At 57.9% G+C, this 24,142-nt stretch carries 24 protein-coding genes; 7 read left to right on the top strand and 17 right to left on the bottom strand.

The features are described 5' to 3' along the window. Positions 1-241 precede the first annotated feature (241 nt). From ABEA08_RS18820 to ABEA08_RS18840, 5 genes are all read right to left on the bottom strand, one after another. Complete coding sequence (locus ABEA08_RS18820) at positions 242-1,600, bottom strand: TonB family protein (protein ID WP_345336949.1); 1,359 nt, start codon at positions 1,598-1,600, stop codon at positions 242-244. Between the two features lie 140 nt (positions 1,601-1,740). After that, entirely contained in the window at positions 1,741-2,112 is a 372-nt protein-coding gene (locus tag ABEA08_RS18825; protein ID WP_345336950.1) for a CDC27 family protein, read from the bottom strand. A 181-nt stretch (positions 2,113-2,293) separates the two neighbouring features. Further along, on the bottom strand, positions 2,294-3,658 hold the full coding sequence (locus ABEA08_RS18830) for an L-serine ammonia-lyase (RefSeq protein ID WP_345336951.1): 1,365 nt from the start codon (positions 3,656-3,658) through the stop codon (positions 2,294-2,296). A 71-nt stretch (positions 3,659-3,729) separates the two neighbouring features. After that, a complete protein-coding gene (locus ABEA08_RS18835; protein ID WP_345336952.1) occupies positions 3,730-5,001 on the bottom strand; it encodes an aromatic amino acid transport family protein in 1,272 nt (423 codons plus the stop codon). Between the two features lie 264 nt (positions 5,002-5,265). Next, positions 5,266-6,054 (bottom strand): sulfite exporter TauE/SafE family protein, encoded by a 789-nt coding sequence (locus ABEA08_RS18840; RefSeq protein WP_345336953.1) that lies wholly within the window; start codon positions 6,052-6,054, stop codon positions 5,266-5,268. An 86-nt stretch (positions 6,055-6,140) separates the two neighbouring features. Here ABEA08_RS18840 and yjjX point away from each other — a divergent pair, with 86 nt between their 5' ends. The 3 genes from yjjX (at position 6,141) to ABEA08_RS18855 (ending at position 8,458) form a co-directional block, all read left to right on the top strand. Then, positions 6,141-6,698, top strand: a complete 558-nt coding sequence (yjjX, locus tag ABEA08_RS18845; RefSeq protein WP_345336954.1) for an inosine/xanthosine triphosphatase — start codon at positions 6,141-6,143, stop codon at positions 6,696-6,698. Between the two features lie 112 nt (positions 6,699-6,810). Continuing rightward, positions 6,811-8,028: an aminotransferase class V-fold PLP-dependent enzyme gene (locus tag ABEA08_RS18850; protein WP_345336955.1), complete on the top strand. Its 1,218-nt coding sequence runs from the start codon at positions 6,811-6,813 to the stop codon at positions 8,026-8,028. Next, positions 8,015-8,458, top strand: a complete 444-nt coding sequence (locus ABEA08_RS18855) for a SufE family protein (protein ID WP_345336956.1) — start codon at positions 8,015-8,017, stop codon at positions 8,456-8,458. The genes ABEA08_RS18850 and ABEA08_RS18855 overlap by 14 nt, the downstream gene beginning before the upstream one ends. On the opposite strand, the gene ABEA08_RS18860 is transcribed toward ABEA08_RS18855, so the two are convergent. The 4 genes from ABEA08_RS18860 to ABEA08_RS18875 form a co-directional block, all read right to left on the bottom strand. Beyond that, the gene (locus ABEA08_RS18860; protein WP_345336957.1) at positions 8,455-9,402 is read right to left on the bottom strand and encodes a hypothetical protein; all 948 of its coding nucleotides are present in this window, start codon (positions 9,400-9,402) and stop codon (positions 8,455-8,457) included. The genes ABEA08_RS18855 and ABEA08_RS18860 overlap by 4 nt on opposite strands. 138 nt (positions 9,403-9,540) lie before the next feature. After that, positions 9,541-10,350, bottom strand: a complete 810-nt coding sequence (gene tcdA / locus ABEA08_RS18865) for a tRNA cyclic N6-threonylcarbamoyladenosine(37) synthase TcdA (protein WP_345336958.1) — start codon at positions 10,348-10,350, stop codon at positions 9,541-9,543. 149 nt (positions 10,351-10,499) lie between these two features. Beyond that, positions 10,500-11,537: a porin gene (locus tag ABEA08_RS18870; RefSeq protein WP_345336959.1), complete on the bottom strand. Its 1,038-nt coding sequence runs from the start codon at positions 11,535-11,537 to the stop codon at positions 10,500-10,502. A 402-nt stretch (positions 11,538-11,939) separates the two neighbouring features. Next, positions 11,940-12,644 (bottom strand): hypothetical protein, encoded by a 705-nt coding sequence (locus ABEA08_RS18875; RefSeq protein ID WP_345336960.1) that lies wholly within the window; start codon positions 12,642-12,644, stop codon positions 11,940-11,942. A gap of 146 nt (positions 12,645-12,790) precedes the next feature. On the opposite strand from ABEA08_RS18875, the gene chrA reads away from it, so the two are divergent. Together chrA and ABEA08_RS18885 are read left to right on the top strand one after the other, a co-directional pair. After that, the gene (gene chrA, locus ABEA08_RS18880; RefSeq protein WP_345336961.1) at positions 12,791-13,948 is read left to right on the top strand and encodes a chromate efflux transporter; all 1,158 of its coding nucleotides are present in this window, start codon (positions 12,791-12,793) and stop codon (positions 13,946-13,948) included. Positions 13,949-14,004: 56 nt separating this feature from the next. Beyond that, positions 14,005-14,151: a hypothetical protein gene (locus tag ABEA08_RS18885; protein WP_345336962.1), complete on the top strand. Its 147-nt coding sequence runs from the start codon at positions 14,005-14,007 to the stop codon at positions 14,149-14,151. Here ABEA08_RS18885 and ABEA08_RS18890 read toward each other — a convergent pair. Genes ABEA08_RS18890 through ABEA08_RS18900 form a run of 3 tightly spaced genes read right to left on the bottom strand, consistent with a single transcriptional unit; the run spans position 14,127 to position 16,570 of the window. After that, complete coding sequence (locus tag ABEA08_RS18890) at positions 14,127-14,642, bottom strand: GNAT family N-acetyltransferase (protein ID WP_345336963.1); 516 nt, start codon at positions 14,640-14,642, stop codon at positions 14,127-14,129. The two genes, ABEA08_RS18885 and ABEA08_RS18890, sit on opposite strands and share 25 nt — an antisense overlap. Before the next feature lie 3 nt (positions 14,643-14,645). Continuing rightward, a complete protein-coding gene (locus tag ABEA08_RS18895; RefSeq protein WP_345336964.1) occupies positions 14,646-15,605 on the bottom strand; it encodes a sensor domain-containing diguanylate cyclase in 960 nt (319 codons plus the stop codon). 2 nt (positions 15,606-15,607) lie between these two features. After that, the gene (locus ABEA08_RS18900) at positions 15,608-16,570 is read right to left on the bottom strand and encodes a response regulator (protein ID WP_345336966.1); all 963 of its coding nucleotides are present in this window, start codon (positions 16,568-16,570) and stop codon (positions 15,608-15,610) included. A gap of 106 nt (positions 16,571-16,676) precedes the next feature. On the opposite strand from ABEA08_RS18900, the gene ABEA08_RS18905 reads away from it, so the two are divergent. Then, positions 16,677-17,474, top strand: a complete 798-nt coding sequence (locus ABEA08_RS18905; RefSeq protein WP_345336967.1) for a crotonase/enoyl-CoA hydratase family protein — start codon at positions 16,677-16,679, stop codon at positions 17,472-17,474. 70 nt (positions 17,475-17,544) lie between these two features. Here ABEA08_RS18905 and rpoD read toward each other — a convergent pair whose 3' ends face one another. The 4 genes from rpoD to rpsU all read right to left on the bottom strand — a co-directional run bounded on the left by rpoD (position 17,545) and on the right by rpsU (position 22,000). Further along, positions 17,545-19,371: an RNA polymerase sigma factor RpoD gene (gene rpoD, locus ABEA08_RS18910; protein ID WP_345336968.1), complete on the bottom strand. Its 1,827-nt coding sequence runs from the start codon at positions 19,369-19,371 to the stop codon at positions 17,545-17,547. A 100-nt stretch (positions 19,372-19,471) separates the two neighbouring features. Next, the gene (gene dnaG / locus ABEA08_RS18915; RefSeq protein ID WP_345336969.1) at positions 19,472-21,241 is read right to left on the bottom strand and encodes a DNA primase; all 1,770 of its coding nucleotides are present in this window, start codon (positions 21,239-21,241) and stop codon (positions 19,472-19,474) included. Positions 21,242-21,338: 97 nt separating this feature from the next. After that, positions 21,339-21,782, bottom strand: a complete 444-nt coding sequence (locus ABEA08_RS18920; RefSeq protein ID WP_345336970.1) for a GatB/YqeY domain-containing protein — start codon at positions 21,780-21,782, stop codon at positions 21,339-21,341. A gap of 2 nt (positions 21,783-21,784) precedes the next feature. After that, entirely contained in the window at positions 21,785-22,000 is a 216-nt protein-coding gene (gene rpsU, locus ABEA08_RS18925; RefSeq protein ID WP_298441470.1) for a 30S ribosomal protein S21, read from the bottom strand. A gap of 182 nt (positions 22,001-22,182) precedes the next feature. Between rpsU and tsaD the strand changes: the two genes are divergently transcribed. Further along, complete coding sequence (gene tsaD / locus ABEA08_RS18930; RefSeq protein ID WP_345336971.1) at positions 22,183-23,202, top strand: tRNA (adenosine(37)-N6)-threonylcarbamoyltransferase complex transferase subunit TsaD; 1,020 nt, start codon at positions 22,183-22,185, stop codon at positions 23,200-23,202. 290 nt (positions 23,203-23,492) lie between these two features. Here the strand turns inward: tsaD and plsY are convergent, their stop codons facing one another. Then, the gene (gene plsY / locus ABEA08_RS18935) at positions 23,493-24,095 is read right to left on the bottom strand and encodes a glycerol-3-phosphate 1-O-acyltransferase PlsY (protein ID WP_345336972.1); all 603 of its coding nucleotides are present in this window, start codon (positions 24,093-24,095) and stop codon (positions 23,493-23,495) included. Between the last annotated feature and the right edge of the window lie 47 nt (positions 24,096-24,142).

Raw genomic sequence — 24,142 nt, forward strand, 5'->3', positions numbered from 1 at the left:
AGTAAAAGGCAAAAGGTTGAGCCGGATCAATCACTTGATTTTGTAGGGGGCGGGTAGGTAAGTGGCCCCACCGAGAAGGTGCTCTTTGGCGCCGTTCCGAAATATAGGTTCTTGAGTTATTGACCGGATCCGTTGCGCTTTACTCTAGTTAAATGTCGAGCAATGGAGTAAGGAAAACCGACCTAGGGCGGGTTTTCCTACTCTTGTACTCAAGCGGTGAGCGCGGTATAGCGTTTCGTGCTTAAGACGACTGGTATTTCGTGAGCGCTTGTTCAAATGGCTCAAGTGCCCAGCCCGAGCGCTTGGCGTATTTGACCGCTCGTTTTTGCCACTTTATCGCTTCCTTTGTCTCGCCAAGTTGATGGTGTGCGGCGGCGAGAGCCGACAGCAGTTCGGCGTTGGTGTCCTGCTGCGCCAACATCTCTTTACCTAATACGATGGCGCGCTTGGGGTCGTGCCATTGTTCGCTGTCGGCTAGGGTAAATAGGCGAACTAGGTGTACACCGGCGTATGGGTGCCCTTGCTCATGGGCAGCCATTAGCCAGTGGTGGGCTTTGTTTTGGTCTTGCTCGGTATCATTGATCCAAAGTAGCTGGCTGCCCAAAGCGTATTGTGCTTGGGGGTCGCCATTTTGTGCCGCGATCTGCAGCCAATTCAGCCCCTTTTTCCGTTCCTGTACGCACGTATCTCCGTTCATCAGACGTCGGGCCAGTTCACGCTGGGCATAATGGGAGCCTGCCTGGGCTGCCATTTGATATAGCGCGGTGGTGTCGATATCTTGGTGTGCTGGCGGCAGCTCTTTCGTGATCTTTAGATGATCGAGCACACGGGCATAAAGCAGCGCCGTTGAAGGGTCGCCCGTCTGATATTGAGTTAGCATGGCGTCCAGCTTGTTTTCGTCAACGACGGCATTGCTTAGGCTGAAGTCCAACCGTATCGATTGGCCCGGGTGGTCTCGTTGCTCTACCCCCTCCGGGAATTCATAGCGCCATTTTTTCATCGCTTGTAGGGCCGCCTTGTCGAACGCTTTTTCTGGCACGCTCTCGGTGATCAACAAGTCGCGTACGCTGCCATCTGCGGCAACGCTGAACTCCATCACGACCCAACCCTCAATACCCTTTCTAGCAAGCTCAATGGGGTAGTGTGGATTCTGGCGTCGAGCGGGCACTGGGCTTGATGACTGATGCGAGTTTCGCTGTTCTGCAGTGAGTAATTGGGGAAACAGGCGCTGCTGGAGCGCAGCTTTGTCCCAGGCTGTTTGATACTCGAGGGCTTTTTGTTGGGCCAGCTTTTGGGCCGTGGGGGACAATACTTGCTTTACTTTCTTTTGGGCCGACTTGGCATCTGGGTGTCCCCAGTGGGCCGCTAGGCTGAACCATGCGTAGGCGTCGACCGCGTCCTTCTCGACGCCCTCCCCATACAACGACATGACGCCTAGGTTGAAGATAGCCGCTTCGTTTCCTAGCGGTGCCAGCGCCAAGAACTCGGTTCGCGCTGTGGCAAAGTCGTCTTCTGCATAGGCCGTTAAGCCCTGAGACAAGTCCGCGTGCTGCGGCAGGCTAATGAGCATTGTCGCAACAAAAATCCAAAGTCGATTCATTCCAACTCCTTATGGTATCTCTTTGGGGTAGAACGATAATATCAAGTCTCAGACTTGTGCCAAGCGAAAGCGACTTCTTTTTGGCGTATGATTAGATACGAACAGGTAAACAAGCCGCCGTGTTCATCGAGTCATTCCGCTTATCCCCGCTCAAATCGGGCCAGATCGGCTTCAAACTGGGCCAATGCCCATTCCAAGGTCTTAGCTTCTTTGATGGCGTCCTTCTGAGTGTGAACCGCCCGGCGCTTATCGCCGTTGGCGAAATAGGCCTGGGCCAGCAGTGCCTGGGAATCCGGACTCTTCTCCTGCTTCACCAGCTTCTTGCCGATCGCCACCGCCTGCTTGGGATCGTGCAGCGCGTCGTCATCGGCGCCGATCAGCAACTGCATCGCCAGTCGCCCGGCCGCCGCATTGCCCTGATCAAAGCCTGCCAGCGCCCAACGCAGTGCCTTACTCTCCTCCACCTCATCCAAAGAGAGCAGCAGACGCGCCAGTCGCCGCTGCGCCTGCACATCCCCCGCTTCGGCTGCACGTTTCAGCCAGAGCCGGGCTTTGCTCGATCCCGCTGCATGCCGCGACCATTTATAGATCCACCTCTAAGGTGGATTGCGCTTTGGAGAGTAATGCTTGGTGGGGAGCGGGCAGAAAAAAACCGCCTTGCGGCGGTTTTTGAGTCAAGAATATCTGACTGTCTTAGCAGACGTTGAGCACCTTGATGGCCAAGCCGCCGCGCGAGGTCTCGCGATATTTCGGGTGCATGTCCTTGCCGGTCTCGTACATGGTGGCGATCACCTTGTCCAGAGACACACAGGGATCCGAGTTACGACGCATCGCCATGCGGGTGGAGTTGATCGCTTTGACCGAGGCAATGGCGTTGCGCTCGATGCACGGCACCTGCACCTGGCCGGCGACCGGATCGCAGGTCAGACCCAGGTGGTGCTCCATCGCGATCTCGGCGGCGATGAACACCTGGGATGGGCTGGCGCCCATCAGCTCGGCCAGACCCGCCGCCGCCATGGAGCAGGCCACGCCCACTTCACCCTGACAGCCGACCTCAGCACCGGAGATGGAGGCGTTCATCTTGTACAGTGCACCGACCGCACCGGCAGCCAGGTAGAACTTAGTGTACTGTTTGACGCCCACCTTCTCGATGAACTTGTCGTAGTACGCCAGGACGGCCGGGATGATCCCTGCGGCACCATTGGTTGGTGCGGTGACCACACGGCCGCCGGCGGCGTTCTCTTCCGAGGCGGCCAGCGCGAACATGTTGACCCAATCAATGATCGCCATTGGATCGTTGTTGGTGCGCTCGTTAGCCACCAGTTGACGATGCAGCGCCGCCGCACGGCGTGGCACCTTCAGTGGCCCGGCCAGCAGACCTTCGGTAGCGCAACCGCGCTCGATGCACTCCTGCATCACATTCCAAACCTGACCGAAGCCCTCGTAAATGCTGGCTTCCGAGTTGTACGCTTTCTCGTTTGCCATCATCAAGGCGGAGATGCTCATGCCGGTCTGCTTGGTTAGCGCCAGCAGGCTTTCCGCATCGGTAAAGGCATAAGGCAGCGGCTTGAGGTTGGCATCCGGCTTGCCAAACTGCTCCTCTTCCACGATGGCGCCGCCACCGATGGAGTAGTAGGTCTTGGAGTACAGCACGTCGTCGCCAGCATAGGCGTGAATGGCCATGCCGTTCTCATGCAGTGGCAGGGTGTCCTCATGGAAGGTCACTGCGTTGCGTGGGAATTCGACGGTATGACAGTGCATGCCAACGGGCAGGCGCTCGGTCTGTTCGACACGCTCAATAAACCCAGGAATGCCATCAATGTCCACGTTCTCTGGGCTGTTACCGCCCAGACCCATGATGATGGCGATGTCAGTGTGGTGGCCTTTGCCGGTCAAAGACAGTGAGCCGTAGATATCGACGCTGATGCGAGTGACGTCGCGCAGCTGCTCCTTGGCGCGCAGCTCGTCGATGAATTGCTTTGCTGCTTTCATCGGGCCCACGGTGTGGGAGCTGGACGGGCCTACGCCAATTTTAAAGATATCGAAAACACTGAACATCAGGGATTCCTCGGAATATAGAGTCAAAAAAAGCCGGGGTCATCGACCCCGGCTTAGGAGTCAGGGCGTGCTTAGAACAGCAGACCGCGGACGATGGCAGAGATGGCAATCAGGCCCATCACGGTCACAAATACGTTGGACAGCTTGCCACTGTACTTCTGCATGCTTGGCACTTTCTTGATGGCGTACATTGGCATCAGGAACAGGATGGCCGCGATGAACGGTGCGCCCAGATCTTCAATCATGCCCAATACGGATGGGTTGATGATGGCCACGCCCCATACGGTGAAGAAGAAGAACGCAACCAGCGCTTTGTCAAAGGTCTTCTCACCCATGCTTTCTACTGCTTGCGGTGCCGCTTTTTTAACGATACCGGCCAGGCCTTCTTTCGCGCCCAGGTAGTGGCCGAAGAAGGAAGAGAAGATAGCCAGGAAGGCAACCAGTGGACCCAGTACGGAGATGATTGGGCTTTCCATCTCGTTGGCCAGGTAGCTCAGGATTGGCAGGTTCTGTTCTTGCGCTTGTGCCAGCTGCTCTGGAGACAGGGCCAGTACACAAGAGAATACGAAGAACATAACGAAGCCCAGCAGCATGCCAGAGGCGCGCTTCAGGATCATGTCAGACTTCGCAACGGCGTCTTCACCGTGCGCTTCACGCTGAGCCAGAGCCATGGAGGAAACCGCTGGGCTGTGGTTGAACGAGAAAATCAGCATTGGGATGGTCAGGTAAACCGCAATCAGCAAGGCACTCATGGACGGTGCAGCAGAGAAACTCATTGCATCCATAGACCAGTGTGGGATCAGGTAAACCGACATCGCCAGCAGAATGAACACCAGTGGGTATACCAGCATCTCAGTAGCCTTCAGCATCAGCTTCTGACCCAGGATCATCACGCTCATCATGGCGGCAACCAGCACACCGGACAGCAACCAGCGTGGCATAGATTCCATGCCCAGCTGATTCACCAGTACGGAATCAATGGTGTTGGTGATGGCGTTACCGTAGATCAGTACGATTGGGTAAATCGCAAAGAAGTACAGGAAAGTGATCATCAGACCAGCGGACTTGCCGAAATGCTCTTCAACCACCTCAGTGATGTCAGAACCTTTTTTGTCAGAGGACAAAACGAAGCGAGCTAGAGCGCGGTGCGCCAGGTAAGTCATTGGACCCACCAGCAGGGCGATCAGGATCAGTGGCCAGAAGCCTTCCAGACCGGCACGGATCGGCAGGAACAGGACGCCAGCACCAACCGCGGTGCCGAACATGGAAAGGGACCAAGTAAAGTCTTGCTTGGTAAAACCTACCGCCTTAGTGGCGTTAGTTGCAGTGGTGTTGTTCTGCATTTCAATTCACCTATGAGAGAGTTCGAGTTAGCGGGTGCAAGAATAGGGATTTCCCCATCAAATAACGTGACCAGAATCACCTTGAAAAAGATTACTCGCGATCGAGATCACAATTGCGCCCGGCAACTGGTAAAACCAGTCGATTGGTCTGACCAAATAACCGTGAGTTGAGTCACTCTGGCGTTTTGCATCTGTGATCTTAGTCACTCCCGCGCATTCTCTCTACATAGCGCATGGATGTTGGTTGGATCGACTTGTGCTGGGTTAGCCCAGCAACAGGCGCAGGCCCAGTAGGGTAAGCAGTCCGGCGAAACTGCGCTGCAACACGGTTTGAGACATCTTGGTGCCGAGCGCGGCACCAAACCGGACACATTGGGTGCTGGCGATGACAATACCGAGAAAGGCGGGTAGATAGATGTAGCCGAGGGTCCACTCCGGCAGGGCAGGATGTTGCCAGCCGTTGAGGATATAGCTGGTGACGCCTCCTAGGGCGACGGGAAACGCCAAGGTGGCGGAGGTGCCGACGGCCTTGTTCATTAGCACCGAGCACCAACGCAGGAAGGGCACGGTCAGCGTCGCCCCGCCAATGCCGAACAGGGCGGACAGGGCGCCGATCACGCTGCCGGCGCTGGTGAGCCCCAGTGGGCCCGGCAGGCGTCGATCCGGATCCGGCTTAAAGCCAAAGATCATCTGCAGCGCCACGGCCAGCAGGAAGAAGGCCAGCAGACGTTCCAGCAGCCAGGCGGGGAACTGATCGGCCAGCAGTCCGCCTAGATAGGCACCGATCAAGACGCCGGGTACCAAGCGCTTAACCACATCCCAATCCACGTTGCCTCGTTGGTGATGGGCGTACACCGCGCTCATCGAGGTGATCACTATGGTGGCCAGCGAGGTGCCGATCGCCATATGGATGGCCACTTCGGCGGGCATGTCCAGCACCGCAAAGGTGGTGATCAGAACCGGGACGATCACCAGGCCGCCGCCGATCCCGAACAGGCCAGACAGCAGTCCCGCTGCGGCGCCGAGCGCCAGATACAACAAAATCGTCAGCATTTTTGTTACTCGATTGCAATTTGGCGCCATTGTCGCAGCGCGCATGGCAGAATAACAGGCCCATTTCCGATCGAAGACATTCAAGTATGACCCTGAAAAAACTGGCCGTCGCCTCCCGCAATCCGGTTAAGCTCAACGCCGCCCACAGTGCATTGGCTCGCGCGTTTGGCCAGACACAATGGCAGTTGGAGGGCCTTGGGGTGGCTTCTGGCGTGGCAGAGCAGCCGATGACCGAGGCGGAAACCCGCCTCGGGGCGGAAAATCGCCTGACTGCCCTGCGCCAGTCCGTTGTCGACGCCGATTTCTATGTCGCCATCGAAGGCGGCTATGATCGGATCCAGGGCCTGCCCTACACCTTTGCTTATATTGCCATCAGTGACGGCCTGCATACACAGGTGGGGCGAACCGGCACCTTGCCGCTGCCGGAGTCGGTGGCCCGGGCCATTGAGGCGGGCGGTGAGTTGGGGCCGCTGATGGACGCATTGTTCCAGCAAAACGATATCAAACAGAAGGGCGGCGCCATCGGGGCGTTGACCGATCACCTGGTCGATCGCACCGGGATCTACCGCGATACCCTCTGTCTGCTGTTGGCGCCGTGGTTACACCCGGAGCTTTATCGAGGCGAGGCGTTAGGCAACGCTTAGCCACGCTCTTGCGGCGTACGCGGAGAACCTAGGCGTCAGGATCTTGCATATGCTGAGTCCATGTCGCATGCTTCGCGCCCTGTCACCGAATCACTTGAGATCTGAGTCCACCATGAGCTTTGACGTCGATGCCCTTCGTAGCCAGTTTCCGGCCCTCGCGCAGGAGGGGCTGGTGTATCTGGACAACGCCGCTACCAGCCAAAAGCCTCAGGTTGTGCTGGACGCAATGGCGCAGTTTTATGCCCAGGATAATGCCAATGTGCACCGCGGCGCCCATCGCCTCTCCGCCCGGGCCACCCGGGCGTTTGAAGGCGCGCGGCATACCTTGGCGAAGTTCATCAATGCGCCGGCCAGCGAAGCGTTGATTTTCACCCGTGGCACCACAGAAGCGATGAATCTGCTGGCCAACAGTTTGGGCGCGATGGTGCTGGGCCCCGGCGACACGGTATTGGTGGATGAGTGGGCCCATCACGCCAGCATCGTGCCCTGGCAACAGGCTGCGCTGCGCGCCGGCGCGACGTTGCTGCCCATCCCGCTGGGCCGCGACGGCCGACTGGATCTGGCCGCATATGAGCGACTGTTGGCCGATCAGCCCAAGGTGGTGGTGTTGACTCAGATCTCCAATGCGTTGGGCGCCCGAGCGCCGCTAGGATCCTGGCTGCCAATGGCCCGAGCGGCGGGGGCCATCACCATCATCGATGGCGCCCAAAGCGTCGCCCACGATGTCATCGATGTGCAGGCGTTGGGCTGCGACTTCTTCGCCTTTTCCGGCCATAAGATGTATGGCCCGACCGGGATCGGCGTCTTGTGGGGGCGGCGGGATCTGCTCGACGCCATGCCGCCGTACCAGTTTGGCGGCGAGATGATCCATCAGGTCAGCTTCAACCAGAGCAGCTTCAATCAACTGCCGTTCAAGTTTGAAGCGGGCACCCCGGCCATCGCTGAGGCGATCGGTCTGGCGGCAGCGGCGCAATGGCTGCAAGGCCAAGATCGCCAAGCGCTGATCGCCCATGAGACCGCCTTGCTCGAGTACGCTCGTCTGCGGCTCAGTGAGCTGGATGGGATCACCCTATACAGTGCTTTTGAGGACAACGCCGGCGCACTGGCGTTCAATGTGGACGGGGAGCACCATCAGGATGTGGGCGTTTGGTTGGATCAAGCGGGGATCGCCATCCGCTGTGGTCATCACTGCTGTCAGCCGCTGATGGCCGCCTTGGCGGTCAAAGGCACCTGCCGCTTGTCGGTGGCCGCCTACAATTGCCGGGATGAGATCGATCGCTTTATCGCTGCCCTCACCGATTATGTGGAGTTTTTATATGATGACGCCTGAGCCGTCCCTGTTTCTCAGCAGCCCCCTCGGGCGCGAGTTAACCCAAGCGACATTAAGCCAAGAGCTGATGGCGCAGCCGCACTGGCAGGGGCGTTATCGGATCTTGATGAAGCTGGGCAACCGCATGGCTAAGCTTGCCCCTGAGCTGCAGCAAGCGGCGGCGGCTGTTGCGGGCTGCGAAAGTGCGACCTGGTTGTATCATTATCAGCAGGCGGGGCGGCACTACTTTCTGGCCGATTCGGATTCGCGCATTGTGCGCGGCCTGTTGGTGCTGGTGCTGGCCGCCGCCAACGGCCGCAGCGCCGAGCAGTTGGCTCAGCTGGATCTGGCGGCGTGGTTTGCGCAACTTGGCTTGGCGGATCACCTCAGTCCGTCGCGGTCGAATGGCCTCAATGCCGTGGTTGAGGCGATCCTACAGCGAGGCGGCTAACGGCGCTGGCCAAACTGCGCCTCCAGCGTAAGGCGCAGCTCCCAGTTGGTTTGGTATTGGTACTTTCGGGGCCAGGTGAGCTGCGGCTCAAGCTCATAGAACAGCCAGCTGCGTAAGAAGTTACGGCGATAGTTGAGGCCAAGACGGTGGATCTCACTCTGATCTTCTTGATCCCGCGTGGCGCCGGAAACGGTATAGAACACGCCGATCCCACTGACGTCACTGAGCTTGAAGCCGCGCAGTAAGCTGACATTCCACTCCAGCCCGGCACTCTGCTCACCGAATTTTGCCCGGCTGCTGAAGCGATAGCCATGGTCGTCGAACAGGCGTTCCCACACCACGCGGGTGGTTTCGCTCCAGCCGTCCTGCGCTTCCCCTTTGACCTCCTGGCTGAGGCGGATAACGGTGCGTTCATCCCAGGCATAGAAATGACGCGCCCGGCTGCGAATGAAGGGATCCAGCCCCGAATCTAAGGTGATCCCGGCATCGAACGACAGATCCCAGGTTTGATAGTCCCAAGGGGTCCAGCGCAGAGCGGCACGGGTTGAGCTGTTGGCGCTGCTGTCGCTGAGATCCCGCAGATCGGTCAGATCGCCGTCGGGATCCGATTCCACCAGCAGCTTCAGCCGACGTTTGGTTTGCGGCAGATGAAACGAGGCCGACAGACGTGCTTTGAATTGATTGCTGTCCCGCTCGAACAGCTGTTGTTGCAGGCGCAGGCGGAGCCAGGCATCGGCACTGTCGGCGGCATCGGAAGGGCCAAAGAAGCCATCAAACCACTGAGCCGACGCCTGGCCAGAGATCGACAGCAGACGATGGGCCTTATCAAACCAGCGCAGTGAGGTCGCTTCGACGGGCTCGTCGATCGCGGGAGAGGGGTCCACGGGTTGCGATGGCTCGTCGCCAGCCAGCAGCGCGGTACTGAGCAGCACACAAAGCAACATAGAGGGAGACGCATTCCTTACGGCAGCACTCGGTTAACTTCATGATACGCCTCATTAACGCAATATCCAGCAGGACGGCTGCCGACAAACAACAACGGCGCCCATTAGGGCGCCGTTGACTTGATGAGCGCTCAGGCTCTAGGCGGAGTCTTGTGCCTGCTGTCGTCGCATCGCTTCGGTGAGTTTGAGTAGGACGCGGCTGGCAGCGACAAAACCGAAGGTGCCCGTCACGTGGGTGACCGCACCGAAGCCGCTGGCGCAATCCATCGCCTTTGGCCCTTCTGCGCCGGCTTTGGTCAGACACACGGTGCCGTCACTGCCTGGATAACGCAGGGGCTCATCGGAGAACACGCACTCCACCTGAAAGCGGCGCTTGGGATTTTTGCTGAAGTTGTATTCGCGCCGCAGCTGATTACGTACCTTGGCTGCCAGCGGATCTTGATGGGTCTTGGCCAGATCGGTCACCTGCACTCGGGTGGGATCCAACTGGCCCCCGGCGCCCCCGACCGTGACAATGCGGATCTTGCGACGCTTGCAGTGGGCGATCAGCGCGGTCTTGGGTTTGACCGAGTCAATGCAGTCGACCAGATAGTCGAGCTCCGCTGGCAAGACCTCATCGAGGTTGTCCAGATCAACGAACTCTTCCACCTCATTGACCACACAATCGGGGTTAATGGCGCGAATGCGCTCGGCCATGATCGCCACCTTGGACTGGCCGATGGTGCCTTTTAGTGCGTGGATCTGACGGTTGGTGTTGGTGGTGCAGATATCATCCAGATCGATCAGGGTGATCTGACCTATCCCGGAGCGTGCCAGGCTTTCTGCTGCCCAGGTGCCGACTCCGCCGATCCCCACCACACAGACATGGGCCTGAGCAAACAGGGCCAAGGCATCCGCACCATACAGGCGACCGATGCCGCCGAAACGTTGTTGATAAGCCTCGTTCATGAATGTACACCCAGCGCCAAAGAAAAAAGGGAGCGCATTATAGCAGGTTCGCTGCCGCCGCCAACCGGCGTTATTTTCATCGAGGGGCAGCGCCCCGATCAAAAACGGAGCGGCTAGGCCGCTCCGTTTGTCATCGCTCTACGTTCGGATTAGAAATCGTAACGGACACCCAGTTGCAGCTGAGAGAAGTCATCATACGTAACGTCGTCTTTGGTCACTTTACGTGAATTATCGGCGTCGAGGATCTCGTAAGAGGCCCACAGATTCATCTGCTTGTTCAGCTTGTAGGTGTACTCCGCCTTATAGGAGCTGACATCACCGGAATTATCACAACTGCTCAGTGCATAACGGGCGTGAACTTTGCTGGCGCCAAAGCTGTACGCACCATAAATGCCAGAGGTTTGGCGATCTTCGAGTTCGCACTGAGTTACGCCACTGATGCTTTCACCATCGTTGTCTGTGGTCTTCAGGTTGCCCGGTTGGATCGCGCCTGCAAAGTCGCCCTCGGCGAAGTCGAAAAAGGCAGACAGGGTGATGCTGTCGGTTACATCATACCAGCCACGCACACCGTACTTGTTGCCTTTGTCATCGCCTTTGGTGTCCGCCACCAACGCAGCCTGAAGTTTTAATGGCCCGACACCATATTGACCCGCCAACTGGAACTGGTCGACATCATCGCCATCTTGGCCACTCAGTTGAACCTGAGAAGCGATCTTAAAGTTGCCCGCGCCATACTCATACTGCAGCATATCGTCGGCCCGTACTCCGGTGAGCCGCAACGAGTCAAAGGCATCGGAGAAGTAACCGCTACCGACATAGGTGTAGTACAGCACGGTTTGCGAGCCGAAGGTGACCTTGCCGTAGTCGGTGTCTAAGCCGACAAACAGTTGGCGGAAGGTGGGCTTATCGTTTTGCTTGAAGTTGATGCTGTCCTCACCCCTTAGTCCATACTCAACAACGGCAATCCCTTTGATCCCATCGGTGATGTCGGTGCTGCCTTTGACACCAATGCGGCTAAGGAAGTCACGGCCGTTGATCGCATCATTGTCGCTACCGGCATCGACATAGTCCAAACCCATACGGATTGAGCCGTAGAAGTCCACGTCGGAGGTGGCTTGTGCGCCAAATGAAGCAGCCAACAACGCTGCGGTGAGGGTGGCCAATTGAGTGCGCCGAGTTTGCATCATTACATCTACTCCCTGTGAAAAAGGTTGTACTCCGACCGGGCTAAGGTTTGTATTCAAGGTGGCCAGAGCCGTGGATCACACCGAGGCGACTGCCTCTGTATCACGCCCCCACAGTACGACTCAGAACGGCACCGAACTTTGATGTGGATCATTCTCGCGCAGGGCTCGATGTGACTTTGATCACAGAACCATGCATATGTAATGTAACGTTTTTTTAACTGTGGTGAGCGCGTGCAGCCGCCATCGTGCGTGGCGGGTGGCAGTTGGGGAGTGAGGATCGGATCAGGGGCTAGAGACGAAAAGGGCCCGACTCAAGGGGCAGGCCAGGGGATTACCAGCGAGCGGAGGGCCGCTTGCCCTTGCAGGGTGGGATCACCTTGCGGGTGCATCTTGCCGTCGAAGTTATCCTTCAGGTTTTTCACCTTGCCCTGTTCGGCGGAGTGACACGCGCCGCAGGCACGGGTACATGTCGGTGCCACGCTCTTCTGAGGGAACGAATTGACCACGCTCGTTGTACAGATCGATGGCGAAGGTGTGGATCTTCGGATCGCCTACCTTCAGGGCCACGCCGGTGAAGGCCAGGCTGTTGGCTGCGGCTTGGCCGTGACTCAGCAGGTGACGGCTGTATTGGATCATGGCGGCCCCTGCCAGCGTTGCGCTGCCCAAGCCGAAGAGCCAGCGGATCTGGCTGGCAGATTGGGCCAGGAACAGGGCGCTTTCTTGTTGGCGGGCACGCAGGATCAGATCACACACGAACAGCAGTAGGATCAGCAGCAGCCCCTTCTTGAGGGCCGGATACCAGCGCCAACCGGTCAATGGCAACATGCGCCAGGCAAAATAGCCCAGCAGAATAAAGGAGAGCCAGAGTTTGATCACTTGCAGGGCTGGCAGGTAGGGAAGTGTCGCTAGCGAGTCGGCAAAGAGGATCAGATACAGCTCAGACCATTCGTGCAGGCCATGTAACAGGCCAAAAGCGCCGAGCAACGGCAGCAGGGGGGCGATGGCCAGGCGACTGTGCCTTCGATCGCGAAAACCGATGGCGATCCCCATGGCAAAGAAAGCCATGCCGTAGAGGAGATAGATGCTGAAGAGCGGTAATGTGTCCATGATGGGCGCGAAATCAGCATGCGAAATGGGGCTGAGCCGCGGTCATTTTGACCTAGATCCAGTCACACGTCCTGATAAAAATAATTTTCATGACAGCGTGCGCTCAATGCCTAAGATCTAAGGCAATCCAATCCATTGCAAGCATCATGAACGCATCTATTATCACCCTCTGGACCATTTTCTATCGATTTTTCCTGTTTGGCTGCGTCAGTTTTGGTGGTCCGGCGGCGCACATCGGCTATTACCGTAAGCAGTTTGTCGAGCGGGATCGTTGGTTGGATGAGGAGAGCTTCGCCCGTATGGTGGCGCTCAGCCAGTTTCTGCCGGGGCCGGGCTCCAGTCAGGTGTGTGCGGCAATAGGTTACCGCAAGGCCGGTGCGGTCGGGGCCACCGCCTCCTTCCTTGGGTTTACGCTGCCTTCGTTTCTGCTGATGTATGCTCTGGCGCGCTTCAGCGCTGAGCTGATGGATCTGCCGTTCACCTTGACGCTGATCCACGGCTTGAAGCTGTTGGCCGTGGTGGTCGTGGCAGACGCGGTGTGGGGCATGGCGCAGCGGTTCTGCACCAACCGGTTGCAATGGGGCCTGGCCTGTTTCAGCGCCATAGTGCTGTTGGCCTGGCCGAGTTTGTGGATCCAGTGTGTGGTGTTGCTGATCGCCGCTGCGATCGCCAGCCGCTATCCGCAAGGGGGAGCCCAACCGGTTGAAGGGACCTTGCTGCGCTGGCCGCTGATCCTGTTTGGTCTGCTCCTGCTGCTGGCGCTGTGGCCGGGGGCGGGCCCGATGCGGCAGAGTTTCGCTGACTTCTTCCAAACCGGTGCCTTGGTGTTTGGTGGGGGCCATGTGGTGTTGCCGTTGCTGCAGGAGACGGTGGGCGAGGCCATGAGTGCCGATCGTTTCCTAACCGGCTATGCGGCGGCGCAGGCGATGCCCGGGCCAGTGTTTACCTTGGCGGCGTTCTTAGGCGTCGAGCTGCATCCGCAGAGTCCCTTGCTCGGTGCAACGGTGGCGACCCTGGCGATCTTCTTGCCTGGGATCCTGCTGATGTTGGGGTTTTACCACGCTTGGGAGGCGTTGGCCTCACGGCCGCGGATCGGCGCGGCGGCAGCGGGGATCAACGCCGCCGTCGTGGGCTTATTGCTCAGTGCCTTGTATCAACCTGTGTTTATCAGTGCCGTGCGGGATGGGGCCGACATGGGGCTGGTGATCTTGGGACTTTACGTGTTGCGTGGTCGGCAATGGCCGATCCTAGGCTTGATCGGTTTGATGCTGGTGGCCAGCGTGGGCCGCTTTTATCTCGGCTAGGCACGAGTGCCCCCCGGCGCTTGGTCTATAGTTAGCGTCTTTCTGTGGAGACCGATATGACGGAGCGAACCGAACGACGGGGGCAACAGCGACGCCGCCATACCGACCGACGCGCACTACTGCGCTGGGAGAGCGTCCATACCCAGCGGCGTCAGGGGCTGGGACGGCGTGTGGAGGATCAGTTTGGCTTGCTTGGCCGTTGATCCAGTGTCTTTTGCCATAATGCCACATCGTGCCATCGCTCGAATTTGTAGCCCACCGCCTCAAGTACCCCGCGTCGCTCAAAACCCAGTCGTTGATGCAGGGTTTCACTGACGGGATTGGGGCTGGTGATCACCGCGAGTACCTGACGGATCCCCTGCTGCGCGAGCGCGTCCAGCAAGGCACGGTAAAGCGCACTGCCTTGGCCTCTGCCCTGATGGGCCGGATCCAGATAGACACTGCTTTCGGCGCAGAAGCGATAGGCGCTGCGGGTTTTATAGTGGTTGCCATAGGCGTAGCCGATCAGCTCATCCCCCGCGAGCGCGACCAGCACGGGAAATTGCGCTGCGATCTCATCGAGGCGTTGCGCCATCTGCTCGGCACTCAGAGGCTGCTCTTCGAACGTGGCGTTATGGTGCAGGATGGCGTGGTTGTATATCGCCACAATGGCGGCGCTGTCGTCCGCTTGGTAGCGGCGTATGGTAAAGATCATGGGCTATCCGTTGTGGGGCTCGAAACAGACCAGTCGATTCCGGCCTTGTCGTTTGGCTTTATACAGCGCCTGATCCGCCAGTTCAAACCATTGCTCCGTGCCCTCCAGCTCATGGTGATAGGGGCACAGCCCAAGGCTGATGGTGATCTTCAAGCTGGGCATAAAGGCAAAGACCAGTTGTTCGACGCTCTGACGCAGCCGCTCCGCCAGTTTTATGCTGGCTTCCTGTCGGGTTTCGGTCAGCAGCAGGACAAACTCTTCGCCGCCATATCGAGCCACCACGTCGGTTTTGCGTAGGCTGTCTTTGAGCAGCTCACCCAGCCGGTTGAGTACCTGATCCCCCATGCTGTGACCGAGAGTGTCGTTAACCTGCTTAAAGTGATCGATGTCGATCACCACCAGGCAACTGGCAGGCTGGTAGCGGCGGCAACGGTCAAACTCCTGCGCCAGCAATCGCTGCCATTGGCGCCGATTGGCTAATCCTGTCAGCGCATCGATCTGACTGAGTTGTTCCAGTCGATCGTTAGCTTGGCTCAACTTTTGTCGATCCTGCGCTTGCACACTGACGTCATAGATCAGCAATGCGGCGTGGCTGATCGTGCCCTGACTGTTGGTCAGCGGTTGGATGGTCATGTTTTGGTGCATCATCGACAGACCACCGGTCACGGGGCGTGGGTTGGCGAATGGGAACACCCAGGGGCGCTGCTCCCACACGGTAAAGGAGCGGCTTTCCATCAAGAAGGCCGCTTCCAGTTTGCTGATCAGCCATTGCTGAGGCAGATCGGGAAACAGGCTGAACAGGGAGCGGCTCTGTACCTCTTTGCTGCTCAGGCCTGAGTGGTTCTCCATAAAGCCATTCCAGAGTTGGACCTGATAATCGCGGTCGATCACCACCAAACCAACCTCGATCCCGTGCAGCAGTTGGGTCAGCCAATGCAGCTGAGAAAAATCTTGTTGATCCACGGTTACTCCATCAGAAAAGAAAGGCTCTGCTCTAGCCTGGGCAGGCTGCTTTGTGGCAGCAACAGCAGCAGATCGCACAGGATATCCTGCTCGGTCAGTCGGTAGCTGATCTCCACCGCCAGTGTTGAGTTGCTGAACTGGCAGGCGGGCGCCTCGCGTACCAACACCGGATGGCTTTGGCAGAAGGGAATATTAAGTTGCTCGCCTAGACCACTGAGAAAGGCGGAAAACAGCAGATTGCCCAGCTCCATTTGTACCTCTAGGCGGCCCTGCTCTTGAGCCAGGTTATCGATCCCAAGCAGGGTTCCCACCGTCTGATAGCTTCCCCGCTGTAACAGGACGATGGCTTCGCCACTGATCCCGTGGCCGATAAAGCCCTGAGACAGCATCATCAGCTCAGGATCGCGAAAGGAGGCGGCCAGCAACATCTCCAGCTCGTTGCCGTGCAGGCGGCGTAATTTGGGAATGGGAAGCTCGATAAAGGCCCCTAACACTTGTGACATGCTGGCGGCAGCTTGCCCCATCGCGACGTTGCACAGCTCCCGCAATGCATCGTCGATCCCGACCTGACTGAGCCGATGTTGGAACAATTGTCCGGGCTCAAATAGCTGATAGCGCTGCAGCGCATCCTGCAATTGGGCCGGGCCGATGGGTTTGCGTAGAAAGTCTAATGCCCCCAGATCCATAACGCGGCGATGGGCTTCTGCTTGTATGTCGGCAGAGACCACGATGATCTTCGGGGCAAAGGGCTGGTGTTGTAGGTGCTTGAGCACCGTATAGCCGTCCATCTCTGGCATATTGAGATCGAGAAAGAGCAGATCGGTGGGGATCTGCTGCAGATGGGCCAGCGCTTCGCGACCGTGGGCGGCAAAGTGGATCTCAGCTTGCCAATCAGCCGGCAAACTGCGTGCCAACTGCTTGCTGGCGAGTCTGGAGTCATCACAGATCAGTACGTGTTGGGTCAAGCGTCCTGCCTCCCGGAGTAAATACTCTCACATTTGATCCGATTCTATTGTAGTTTCAGACTGTTGTCATGAAGTGACCGGTAAGGCAGTAAACAAGGAGAGGGCAATGGAAAGCCGAGTAAGTTGTGAGATCGAGGCCGGAGTGGCTTATGTGCGTCTGGCACGGGAGGAGAAGCATAACGCCATCGACTTTAAGATGTTTCAGGCGATCATCGCGGTGCAGAAGCAGCTGCGGCGGCAGCGGGGGGTACGTGGTGTGATCCTCTCCGGTAACGGGGTCGATTTTTGCTCTGGACTGGACACCAGATCGGTATTTTCCAAGCCGACACTGGCGATGCGTTTGTTGTGGAAGTGGTGGCCGGGTCAAGCCAACATGGCGCAAAAGGTGTGCACCGGCTGGCGCGATCTGCCGGTGCCGGTGATCGCCGTATTGCATGGCCGGATCTGGGGTGGGGGGTTGCAGATCGCCCTTGGGGCGGATTTTCGCATCGCCACCCCGGATGCGGATCTGTCGGTGATGGAGGCGCGTTGGGGGCTGATCCCGGACATGGGCGGAAACCTGGCCCTACGTGAGCAACTGAGGCAGGATCAGGCGATGTGGTTGGCGATGACGGCAGAGCAGATCGATGGGCGCAAGGCGCACGAGCTGGGGCTGGTGACCGAACTGTCCGAGGAGCCGATGGAGCTGGCACAGACATGGATGGCGCAGTTGGTCAGCCGTTCGCCGGATGCCGTGGCGGCCACCAAGCGACTGTTCCGGCGTCATGGGGTGCCCCGCCCCGGCGCTATGTTGGCTGCTGAGACCTTGAGTCAGTGCCGGATCATTGTCGGGCGTAATCGAAAGATCGCCACCAGCAAGGCGTTGGGCAACGATCGGGAGTACGGCCCGCGGGGACGCTGGTAGTCACCAATACGCCAACAAAAAGCCCCGAACTCGGTAGAGTTCGGGGCTTTTTTAGGGCTCTGAGACGGGCTTATTCGTCCAGGAAGCTCTTCAGTATCTCGGAGCGAGAAGGGTGACGCAGTTTGCGCAGTGCCTTCGCTTCGATCTGACGGATCCGCTCACGGGTTACATCGAACTGCTTACCCACCTCTTCCAAGGTGTGGTCCGTGTTCATTTCGATACCGAAACGCATGCGCAGTACCTTGGCTTCACGGGCGGTCAGACCGGCCAGCACTTCGTTGGTGGCCATCTTCAGGCTCTCGGAAGTGGCTGAGTCGATCGGCTGCGCCAGCGTGGTGTCTTCAATAAAGTCACCCAGATGGGAGTCTTCATCGTCACCGATCGGCGTTTCCATGGAGATCGGCTCTTTGGCGATCTTCAGGACTTTGCGGATCTTGTCTTCTGGCATCAACATGCGCTCAGCCAGCTCTTCCGGCGTCGGCTCGCGACCCATCTCCTGCAGCATTTGGCGGGAGATCCGGTTGAGCTTGTTGATGGTTTCGATCATGTGCACCGGAATACGGATGGTCCGGGCCTGATCCGCAATTGAGCGGGTGATGGCCTGACGGATCCACCAAGTGGCGTAGGTCGAGAACTTATAACCACGACGGTATTCGAACTTATCCACCGCCTTCATCAGACCGATGTTGCCCTCCTGGATCAGATCCAGGAACTGCAGACCACGGTTGGTGTACTTCTTGGCGATCGAGATCACCAGACGTAGGTTGGCTTCCACCATCTCTTTCTTGGCGCGACGGGCTTTCGCCTCACCGATGGACATGCGACGGTTGATGTCTTTGATCTTGGCGATCGACAGACCCGTTTCCTGCTGAACCGCTTGCAGTTTTTGGGTGCAGCGGCACAGTTCGTCTTGGTGTCCGGCCAAGGCGGCGGAGTAGGATTTACCGGCATCGATCTCGGTTTGCAGCCAGACTTCGTCGGACTCGTTGCCAGCGAAGACCTTCATAAAGTTCTTCTTCGGCATCTTGGCCTGATCGACACACAGCTTCATGATCAGGCGTTCTTGAACCCGAACACGATCCATCATGGAGCGCATGCTGTTCACCAGCATGTCGAACTGCTTAGGCACCAGGCGGAACTCTTTAAACAACTCGGACAGCTTGGTGATGATCATCGCCACTTCGAGCGAATCACGGCCGTGATCGTCGATGGCTTGACGGGCCAGATCGTAGTGTTGGCGCAGTGCGTCAAACTTCTCTTTGGCTTGAACAGGGTCTGGGCCGGTGTTGCCCTCTTCCTCTTCCTCGTCGTCGTCCTCTTCCTCGTCGTCCTTGTCTTGCTCTTCCTTAGGCACTTCAGAACCGACGTGGGTGGCGGTTGGGGCTTCATCTTCTTCGGTAATAAAACCGGAGATGATCTCAGCCAGACGGATCTCTTCCGCTTCGTAGCGGTCCCACTGCTCCAGCAGGATCCCCATCGCTTCTGGGTATTCGGCGATGGAGCATTGAACCTGATTGATGCCATCTTCAATGCGCTTGGCAATGACGATCTCACCTTCACGGGTCAACAGCTCAACGGTCCCCATCTCACGCATGTACATGCGGACAGGATCCGTGGTACGACCGAGTTCACCTTCTACGCTGGCCAGTGCGGCGGCCGCCGCCTCTGCAGCGTCTTCGTCGGTGTTGTCCTCGGACATCATCAGTTCGTCTTTATCCGGAGCGGATTCAAAGACTTTGATGCCCATGTCGTTAATCATCTGGATAATATCTTCGATCTGATCGGAATCGACCATATCCGATGGCAGGTGATCATTCACCTCGGCGTAAGTCAGGTAGCCTTGCTCCTTGCCTTTGGCGACCAGGAGCTTAAGTTGCGACTGCGGAGTTTGATCCATTGATATCATCCACTTAAGGTTAAAAACTTGGGCTAAGCGGCCGAAGACGCGCAAATAGCCAATTATAACGGGGTTAGCTTTTCATCGCTAGCTTTGCGTGTTATTCAAACGTTCTTAATGCTTTTAGGAGCTGAGAGAGCTGCTGAAGTTCCTCTTTGCTCAAGGAGCCTTTTGCCTGTAGAAACGCGGCATGCTGCTCAAGGATTTGTTTGTTAAAGCCTTTTAGCAGATCAACAAAGACCTGCTGTTTGTTTTCATCCACCTCAAACTGGGTGCCGGCCAGCTTGCGCAGTGCCGCATATTCCGGTTGCTCGCGGAATCGCTCCAACAGTTGGGCGGTGGTTAAGGTCCGCTCCCGACACAGATCGAGCAGTTGGCGTAGCAGTGTCATCCCTTTCACGTTCAGGTTTTCCACGGCGATCTGGCGTTCGAGCTCGAACCCCAATCCAGGTTCACTCAGCAGCAGTGCGATAGCCTGGCGTACCGGCGTGCCTCGCCCTTGTTGTGCCTGTTTCAGCGGTCGGTGACCTGTTTGCTTGGCCGGTTGACTGAAATGCTGCCGGGCTCCCCAGCCTAGCTCAGTTTCCAGCCGCTGCAACAAGGTTTCCTTTAATACGTCGTCGGCGATCTGTTCGATCAAAGGGCGGATCTGGGCGATGAAGCGGGACTTGCCCTCATCGTTGGACAGATCCGCTTCCTGACGGACATGATTAAACAGGTAGTCGGACAAGGGCATCGCTTCGCCGATCCGCTGTTCGAAGGCTGTTTTGCCCTCCTGTCGAACCAGGGTGTCTGGATCCTCGCCATCGGGCAGGAACATAAATTTAAGCGCCTTGCCGCTTTTGAGCTGGGGCAGCGCGGTTTCTAGGGCACGCCAAGCGGCATCCCGGCCGGCACGATCGCCGTCATAGCAGCAAACCACCTCGTGTTGGGCGGTGCGCATCAGGGTCTGGATATGCTCCGAGGTGGTGGAGGTGCCCAGTGACGCGACGGCGTAATCGATGCCGTTTTGCGCCAATGCCACCACGTCCATATAGCCCTCGACCACCAAGATCCGTTCGACCGAACGGTGGGCCTGACGCACCTGATAGAGGCCGTACAGTTCGCGGCTCTTATGGAAGATCGGGGTTTCCGGCGAATTGAGGTATTTGGGCGTGCCATCACCCAGTACCCGGCCACCGAAGGCGATCACCCGGCCCCGTCGATCTAGGATCGGGAACATCAGGCGGTCGCGAAAGCGATCGTATTTGCGGTTGCTGTCCTCTTTTTCGATCAGCATGCCGCATTCGGCCAGCAGATGCTGAGCACGGTTGTCGCCGCGCTTTTGCGCCAGCAGGCTGTCCCAGCCAGGGGGGGCAAAGCCGATCCCGAAGCGCTGTACGGTCTCGCCGTCCAGGCCACGGCCTTTGATGTAGTCTATGACCCGGTCTTTCTCCGGGTGCTGACGCAACTGCTGCTGAAAATAGCGGGCAGCCCATTGCATCAGGCTGTAATGGTCGTCGCTGCCTTTGGCGCGCGGTGGACTCGAAGGCTGGGCATTGCGATGCTTGCCTAGCTCGCCGGCGGGGGCTTCGCGAACCACTTCCATTCCGGCCAGACCGGCCAACTCCTCGATGGCATCGGGGAACTCCAGGCGGTCGTACTCCATCATAAAGTCGATGGCGTTGCCATGGGCACCACAGCCGAAACAGTGATAGAACTGCTTATCCTGGCTGACGGTAAAAGAGGGGCTTTTTTCGTTATGGAAGGGGCAACAGGCGCTGTAGTTTTTGCCTGTTTTTTTCAGCTTTACACGGCCATCGATCAGCTCGACGATGTCGGTGCGCGACAACAATTGATCGATAAAATCTCTTGGGATCCGACCGGCCACTAAATGCTTACCTTGATAGTAATGGAACGATTTTATGTATCACAAACAAACAAGCCGTGCATCAGGCACGGCTTGTTGCTGTGATCGGGACGGCGACTTAACCGAGTTGAGCTTTAACGATCTTGCCCACTTCGGCCATATCGGCGCGACCCTGGAGCTTGCCTTGCAGCAGGCCCATCACCTTACCCATGTCACGCATCGAGCTGGCACCGGATTCTGCGATCACGTCAGCGACTGCAGCTTCCATCTCCTCAGCGCTCAGCTGTTGTGGCAAGAATTCCTGCAACACAACCACTTCGGCCGCTTCGGCTTCCGCCAGTTCTGGACGACCTGCGTCCTCATACTGCTTGATGGAGTCACGGCGCTGTTTCACCATTTTGGTCAAAACAACGGTGATCTCATCGTCGCTGAGGGTTTTCGCTTCGTCCACTTCCACCTGCTTGATTGCAGCCAAGGCGAGGCGAATGGTACCCAGGCGAGCCTTTTCTTTGGCCCGCATCGCCATTTTCATGGCGTCCTTGAGTTGCTCGATGAGAGTCATGATCAGTACAGGCGAGTACGACGTGCGTTTTCGCGAGCCAGCTTCTTAGCTTGACGCTTGGAAGCAGCAGCCTTGGCGCGCTTACGAACGGTAGTTGGCTTCTCGTAGTGCTCACGACGACGCACTTCAGACAGGATACCTGCCTTTTCACAAGAGCGCTTGAAACGACGCAGGGCTACGTCGAAAGGTTCGTTTTCACGGACTTTAATTACCGGCATCGGTTTTCCTCGAAATACTTTCGGTTCAGGGCTGGTCAATCTTTGAGCAGCCTCAATTCAAAATGGTGCGAAATTCTACTCCGTACACATAGGACTTGTAAAGTCCGCTGAGCGCAAGACTGGTCAGTTGAGTGTAGCAGCGCTAGAATTGCGCCAATTTCGCAATAACGAGAGATTTTAGCATGCGCATTCTGGGGATCGAAACCTCCTGTGACGAAACTGGGGTCGCGATCTACGACGACCAGCAAGGTTTGTTGGCTGATACCCTGTACAGCCAGGTGAAGCTGCATGCGGATTATGGTGGTGTGGTGCCGGAGCTGGCTTCGCGCGATCACGTTCGCAAATTGGTGCCCTTGGTTCGTGAGGCGATGGGCAACGCGGGTCTGGCGCCGGACGACATCGATGGGGTTGCCTATACCGCAGGCCCGGGGTTGGTGGGGGCTTTATTGGTGGGCGCGTGTGCCGGTCGGGCCTTGGCTTACGCTTGGGGCGTACCCGCGATCGCGGTGCACCATATGGAAGGGCATCTGTTGGCGCCGATGCTGGAGGAGACGCCACCGGCGTTTCCGTTTATTGCACTGCTGGTCTCCGGCGGGCATACCCAGATCGTTCAGGTCGATGGCATTGGTCAGTATCAATTGCTGGGAGAGTCGATCGACGACGCCGCCGGCGAGGCGTTCGATAAGACGGCGAAGTTGATGGGGCTCGACTATCCCGGCGGTCCCCTGCTGTCGAAATTGGCTGAGCAGGGCGCCAGTGGACGCTTTAAGTTTCCTCGGCCGATGACCGATCGGCCGGGTCTGGATATGAGCTTTTCCGGTCTTAAGACGTTTGCGGCCAACACCATTGCTGCGCACGATGAAAGCGCGCTGGCCGACATTGCCCGTGCATTTGAGGATGCGGTGGTCGATACCTTGGCGATCAAGTGTCGTCGGGCGCTGGAGCAGACCGGGTTGAATCGGCTGGTGATCGCCGGTGGCGTGAGTGCCAACCGCCACCTGCGGGCGCAACTGGGAGCCTTGATGACCAAGCGCGGCGGTGAGGTGTTCTACCCGCGTCCGGCATTTTGTACCGACAATGGCGCGATGATCGCCTATGCCGGTATGCAGCGGCTCAAAGCCGGTGAGGGGCAGGATCTGGCGGTAAAAGGTGTGCCACGTTGGCCACTGGATAACCTGCAACCACCGGGACAAAATGACTGAGACTCAGAAGTTTGAGTGAAGAAGGGGCAGCATCCGCTGCCCCTTTTTTTGTCGGTGGCTTACATCACGGTCGAAGCCCGAAGGGGAAGTTAGAGGTTTACGCCATTTTTAGGCCGGCATAAGCGAGGGCACAGCGAAACGCAGCGCTAGGGGCGGCAGAGGGGCTCGCCCCCATGGTTTCACAAAGATGGCTTGCCGGCGCTAACGCGACTTAGCGGGTGAGGTCGATGCAATAGGCTGAAATAGAAGACGAAAAACTCGACCATCCGTTAACTCAGGCACCGCCTTTTTTATTCCAATGAGGGCTTTTTCTGACCGAGCTTGGGCTCGGTTCCCTGCCAGAGGCGGCGCATGTTGTCGTGGTGCCGCCAGAGGATCAGGGCACACAGGACGCCGACGGCGATGGCGTATTGCCCTTTGAAGGCCAAGGCATAGATGGGGGTGAGTACGGCGGTTAGGATCGACGCCAGTGAAGAGTAGCGACTGAGCAGGGCGATCAGCAGCCAGGTGACGATCACGGCCCCGATCATGTCCCAGCCGATCGGGGCGACGGCCCCCAGTGCGGTGGCAACGCCTTTGCCGCCATGGAACTGAAAGAAGCAGGGATAGATATGGCCGAGGCAGGCGGCCACGCCGATGGCGGCCAGCGCCAACGGTGGCAAGCCGAGGAAGTAGCTGCCCCAGACCGGGATGGTGCCTTTGAGGATATCAAACAGCAGCACCAATGCGGCCGGGCCCTTGCCGCCCAGTCGCAACACGTTGGTGGCACCTGGGTTGCCACTGCCTTGATCGCGCGGATCGCCCAGCCCCAGAACTCGGCAGACCAGGATCGCACTGGAAACCGAGCCGAGCAGGTAGGCGGCGAGACAGAGTAAAACGGTCAACCAGGCCATGAGCTGCGATGTTTTTCCTTGTTCAGTTAGGCTATGATCCTTCGCCC

It is taken from the genome of Ferrimonas pelagia (assembly GCF_039543565.1).
GTDB classification, from domain to species: Bacteria; Pseudomonadota; Gammaproteobacteria; order Enterobacterales; family Shewanellaceae; genus Ferrimonas; species Ferrimonas pelagia.

Excerpts from the sequence above, each read along its gene's own strand:
- ABEA08_RS18870 (WP_345336959.1), bottom strand. The coding sequence starts at position 11,537 with ATGATGCAAACTCGGCGCACTCAATTGGCCACCCTCACCGCAGCGTTG.
- ABEA08_RS18860 (WP_345336957.1), bottom strand. The coding sequence starts at position 9,402 with ATGTTGCTTTGTGTGCTGCTCAGTACCGCGCTGCTGGCTGGCGACGAG.
- plsY (WP_345336972.1), bottom strand. The coding sequence starts at position 24,095 with ATGGCCTGGTTGACCGTTTTACTCTGTCTCGCCGCCTACCTGCTCGGC.
- ABEA08_RS18875 (WP_345336960.1), bottom strand. The coding sequence starts at position 12,644 with ATGGACACATTACCGCTCTTCAGCATCTATCTCCTCTACGGCATGGCT.
- rpsU (WP_298441470.1), bottom strand. The coding sequence starts at position 22,000 with ATGCCGGTAATTAAAGTCCGTGAAAACGAACCTTTCGACGTAGCCCTG.
- rpoD (WP_345336968.1), bottom strand. The coding sequence starts at position 19,371 with ATGGATCAAACTCCGCAGTCGCAACTTAAGCTCCTGGTCGCCAAAGGC.
- ABEA08_RS18855 (WP_345336956.1), top strand. The coding sequence starts at position 8,015 with ATGATGACGCCTGAGCCGTCCCTGTTTCTCAGCAGCCCCCTCGGGCGC.
- ABEA08_RS18840 (WP_345336953.1), bottom strand. The coding sequence starts at position 6,054 with ATGCTGACGATTTTGTTGTATCTGGCGCTCGGCGCCGCAGCGGGACTG.
- ABEA08_RS18850 (WP_345336955.1), top strand. The coding sequence starts at position 6,811 with ATGAGCTTTGACGTCGATGCCCTTCGTAGCCAGTTTCCGGCCCTCGCG.
- ABEA08_RS18820 (WP_345336949.1), bottom strand. The coding sequence starts at position 1,600 with ATGAATCGACTTTGGATTTTTGTTGCGACAATGCTCATTAGCCTGCCG.
- ABEA08_RS18890 (WP_345336963.1), bottom strand. The coding sequence starts at position 14,642 with ATGATCTTTACCATACGCCGCTACCAAGCGGACGACAGCGCCGCCATT.
- tsaD (WP_345336971.1), top strand. The coding sequence starts at position 22,183 with ATGCGCATTCTGGGGATCGAAACCTCCTGTGACGAAACTGGGGTCGCG.
- ABEA08_RS18885 (WP_345336962.1), top strand. The coding sequence starts at position 14,005 with ATGACGGAGCGAACCGAACGACGGGGGCAACAGCGACGCCGCCATACC.
- chrA (WP_345336961.1), top strand. The coding sequence starts at position 12,791 with ATGAACGCATCTATTATCACCCTCTGGACCATTTTCTATCGATTTTTC.
- ABEA08_RS18905 (WP_345336967.1), top strand. The coding sequence starts at position 16,677 with ATGGAAAGCCGAGTAAGTTGTGAGATCGAGGCCGGAGTGGCTTATGTG.
- ABEA08_RS18920 (WP_345336970.1), bottom strand. The coding sequence starts at position 21,782 with ATGACTCTCATCGAGCAACTCAAGGACGCCATGAAAATGGCGATGCGG.
- ABEA08_RS18835 (WP_345336952.1), bottom strand. The coding sequence starts at position 5,001 with ATGCAGAACAACACCACTGCAACTAACGCCACTAAGGCGGTAGGTTTT.
- yjjX (WP_345336954.1), top strand. The coding sequence starts at position 6,141 with ATGACCCTGAAAAAACTGGCCGTCGCCTCCCGCAATCCGGTTAAGCTC.
- tcdA (WP_345336958.1), bottom strand. The coding sequence starts at position 10,350 with ATGAACGAGGCTTATCAACAACGTTTCGGCGGCATCGGTCGCCTGTAT.
- ABEA08_RS18830 (WP_345336951.1), bottom strand. The coding sequence starts at position 3,658 with ATGTTCAGTGTTTTCGATATCTTTAAAATTGGCGTAGGCCCGTCCAGC.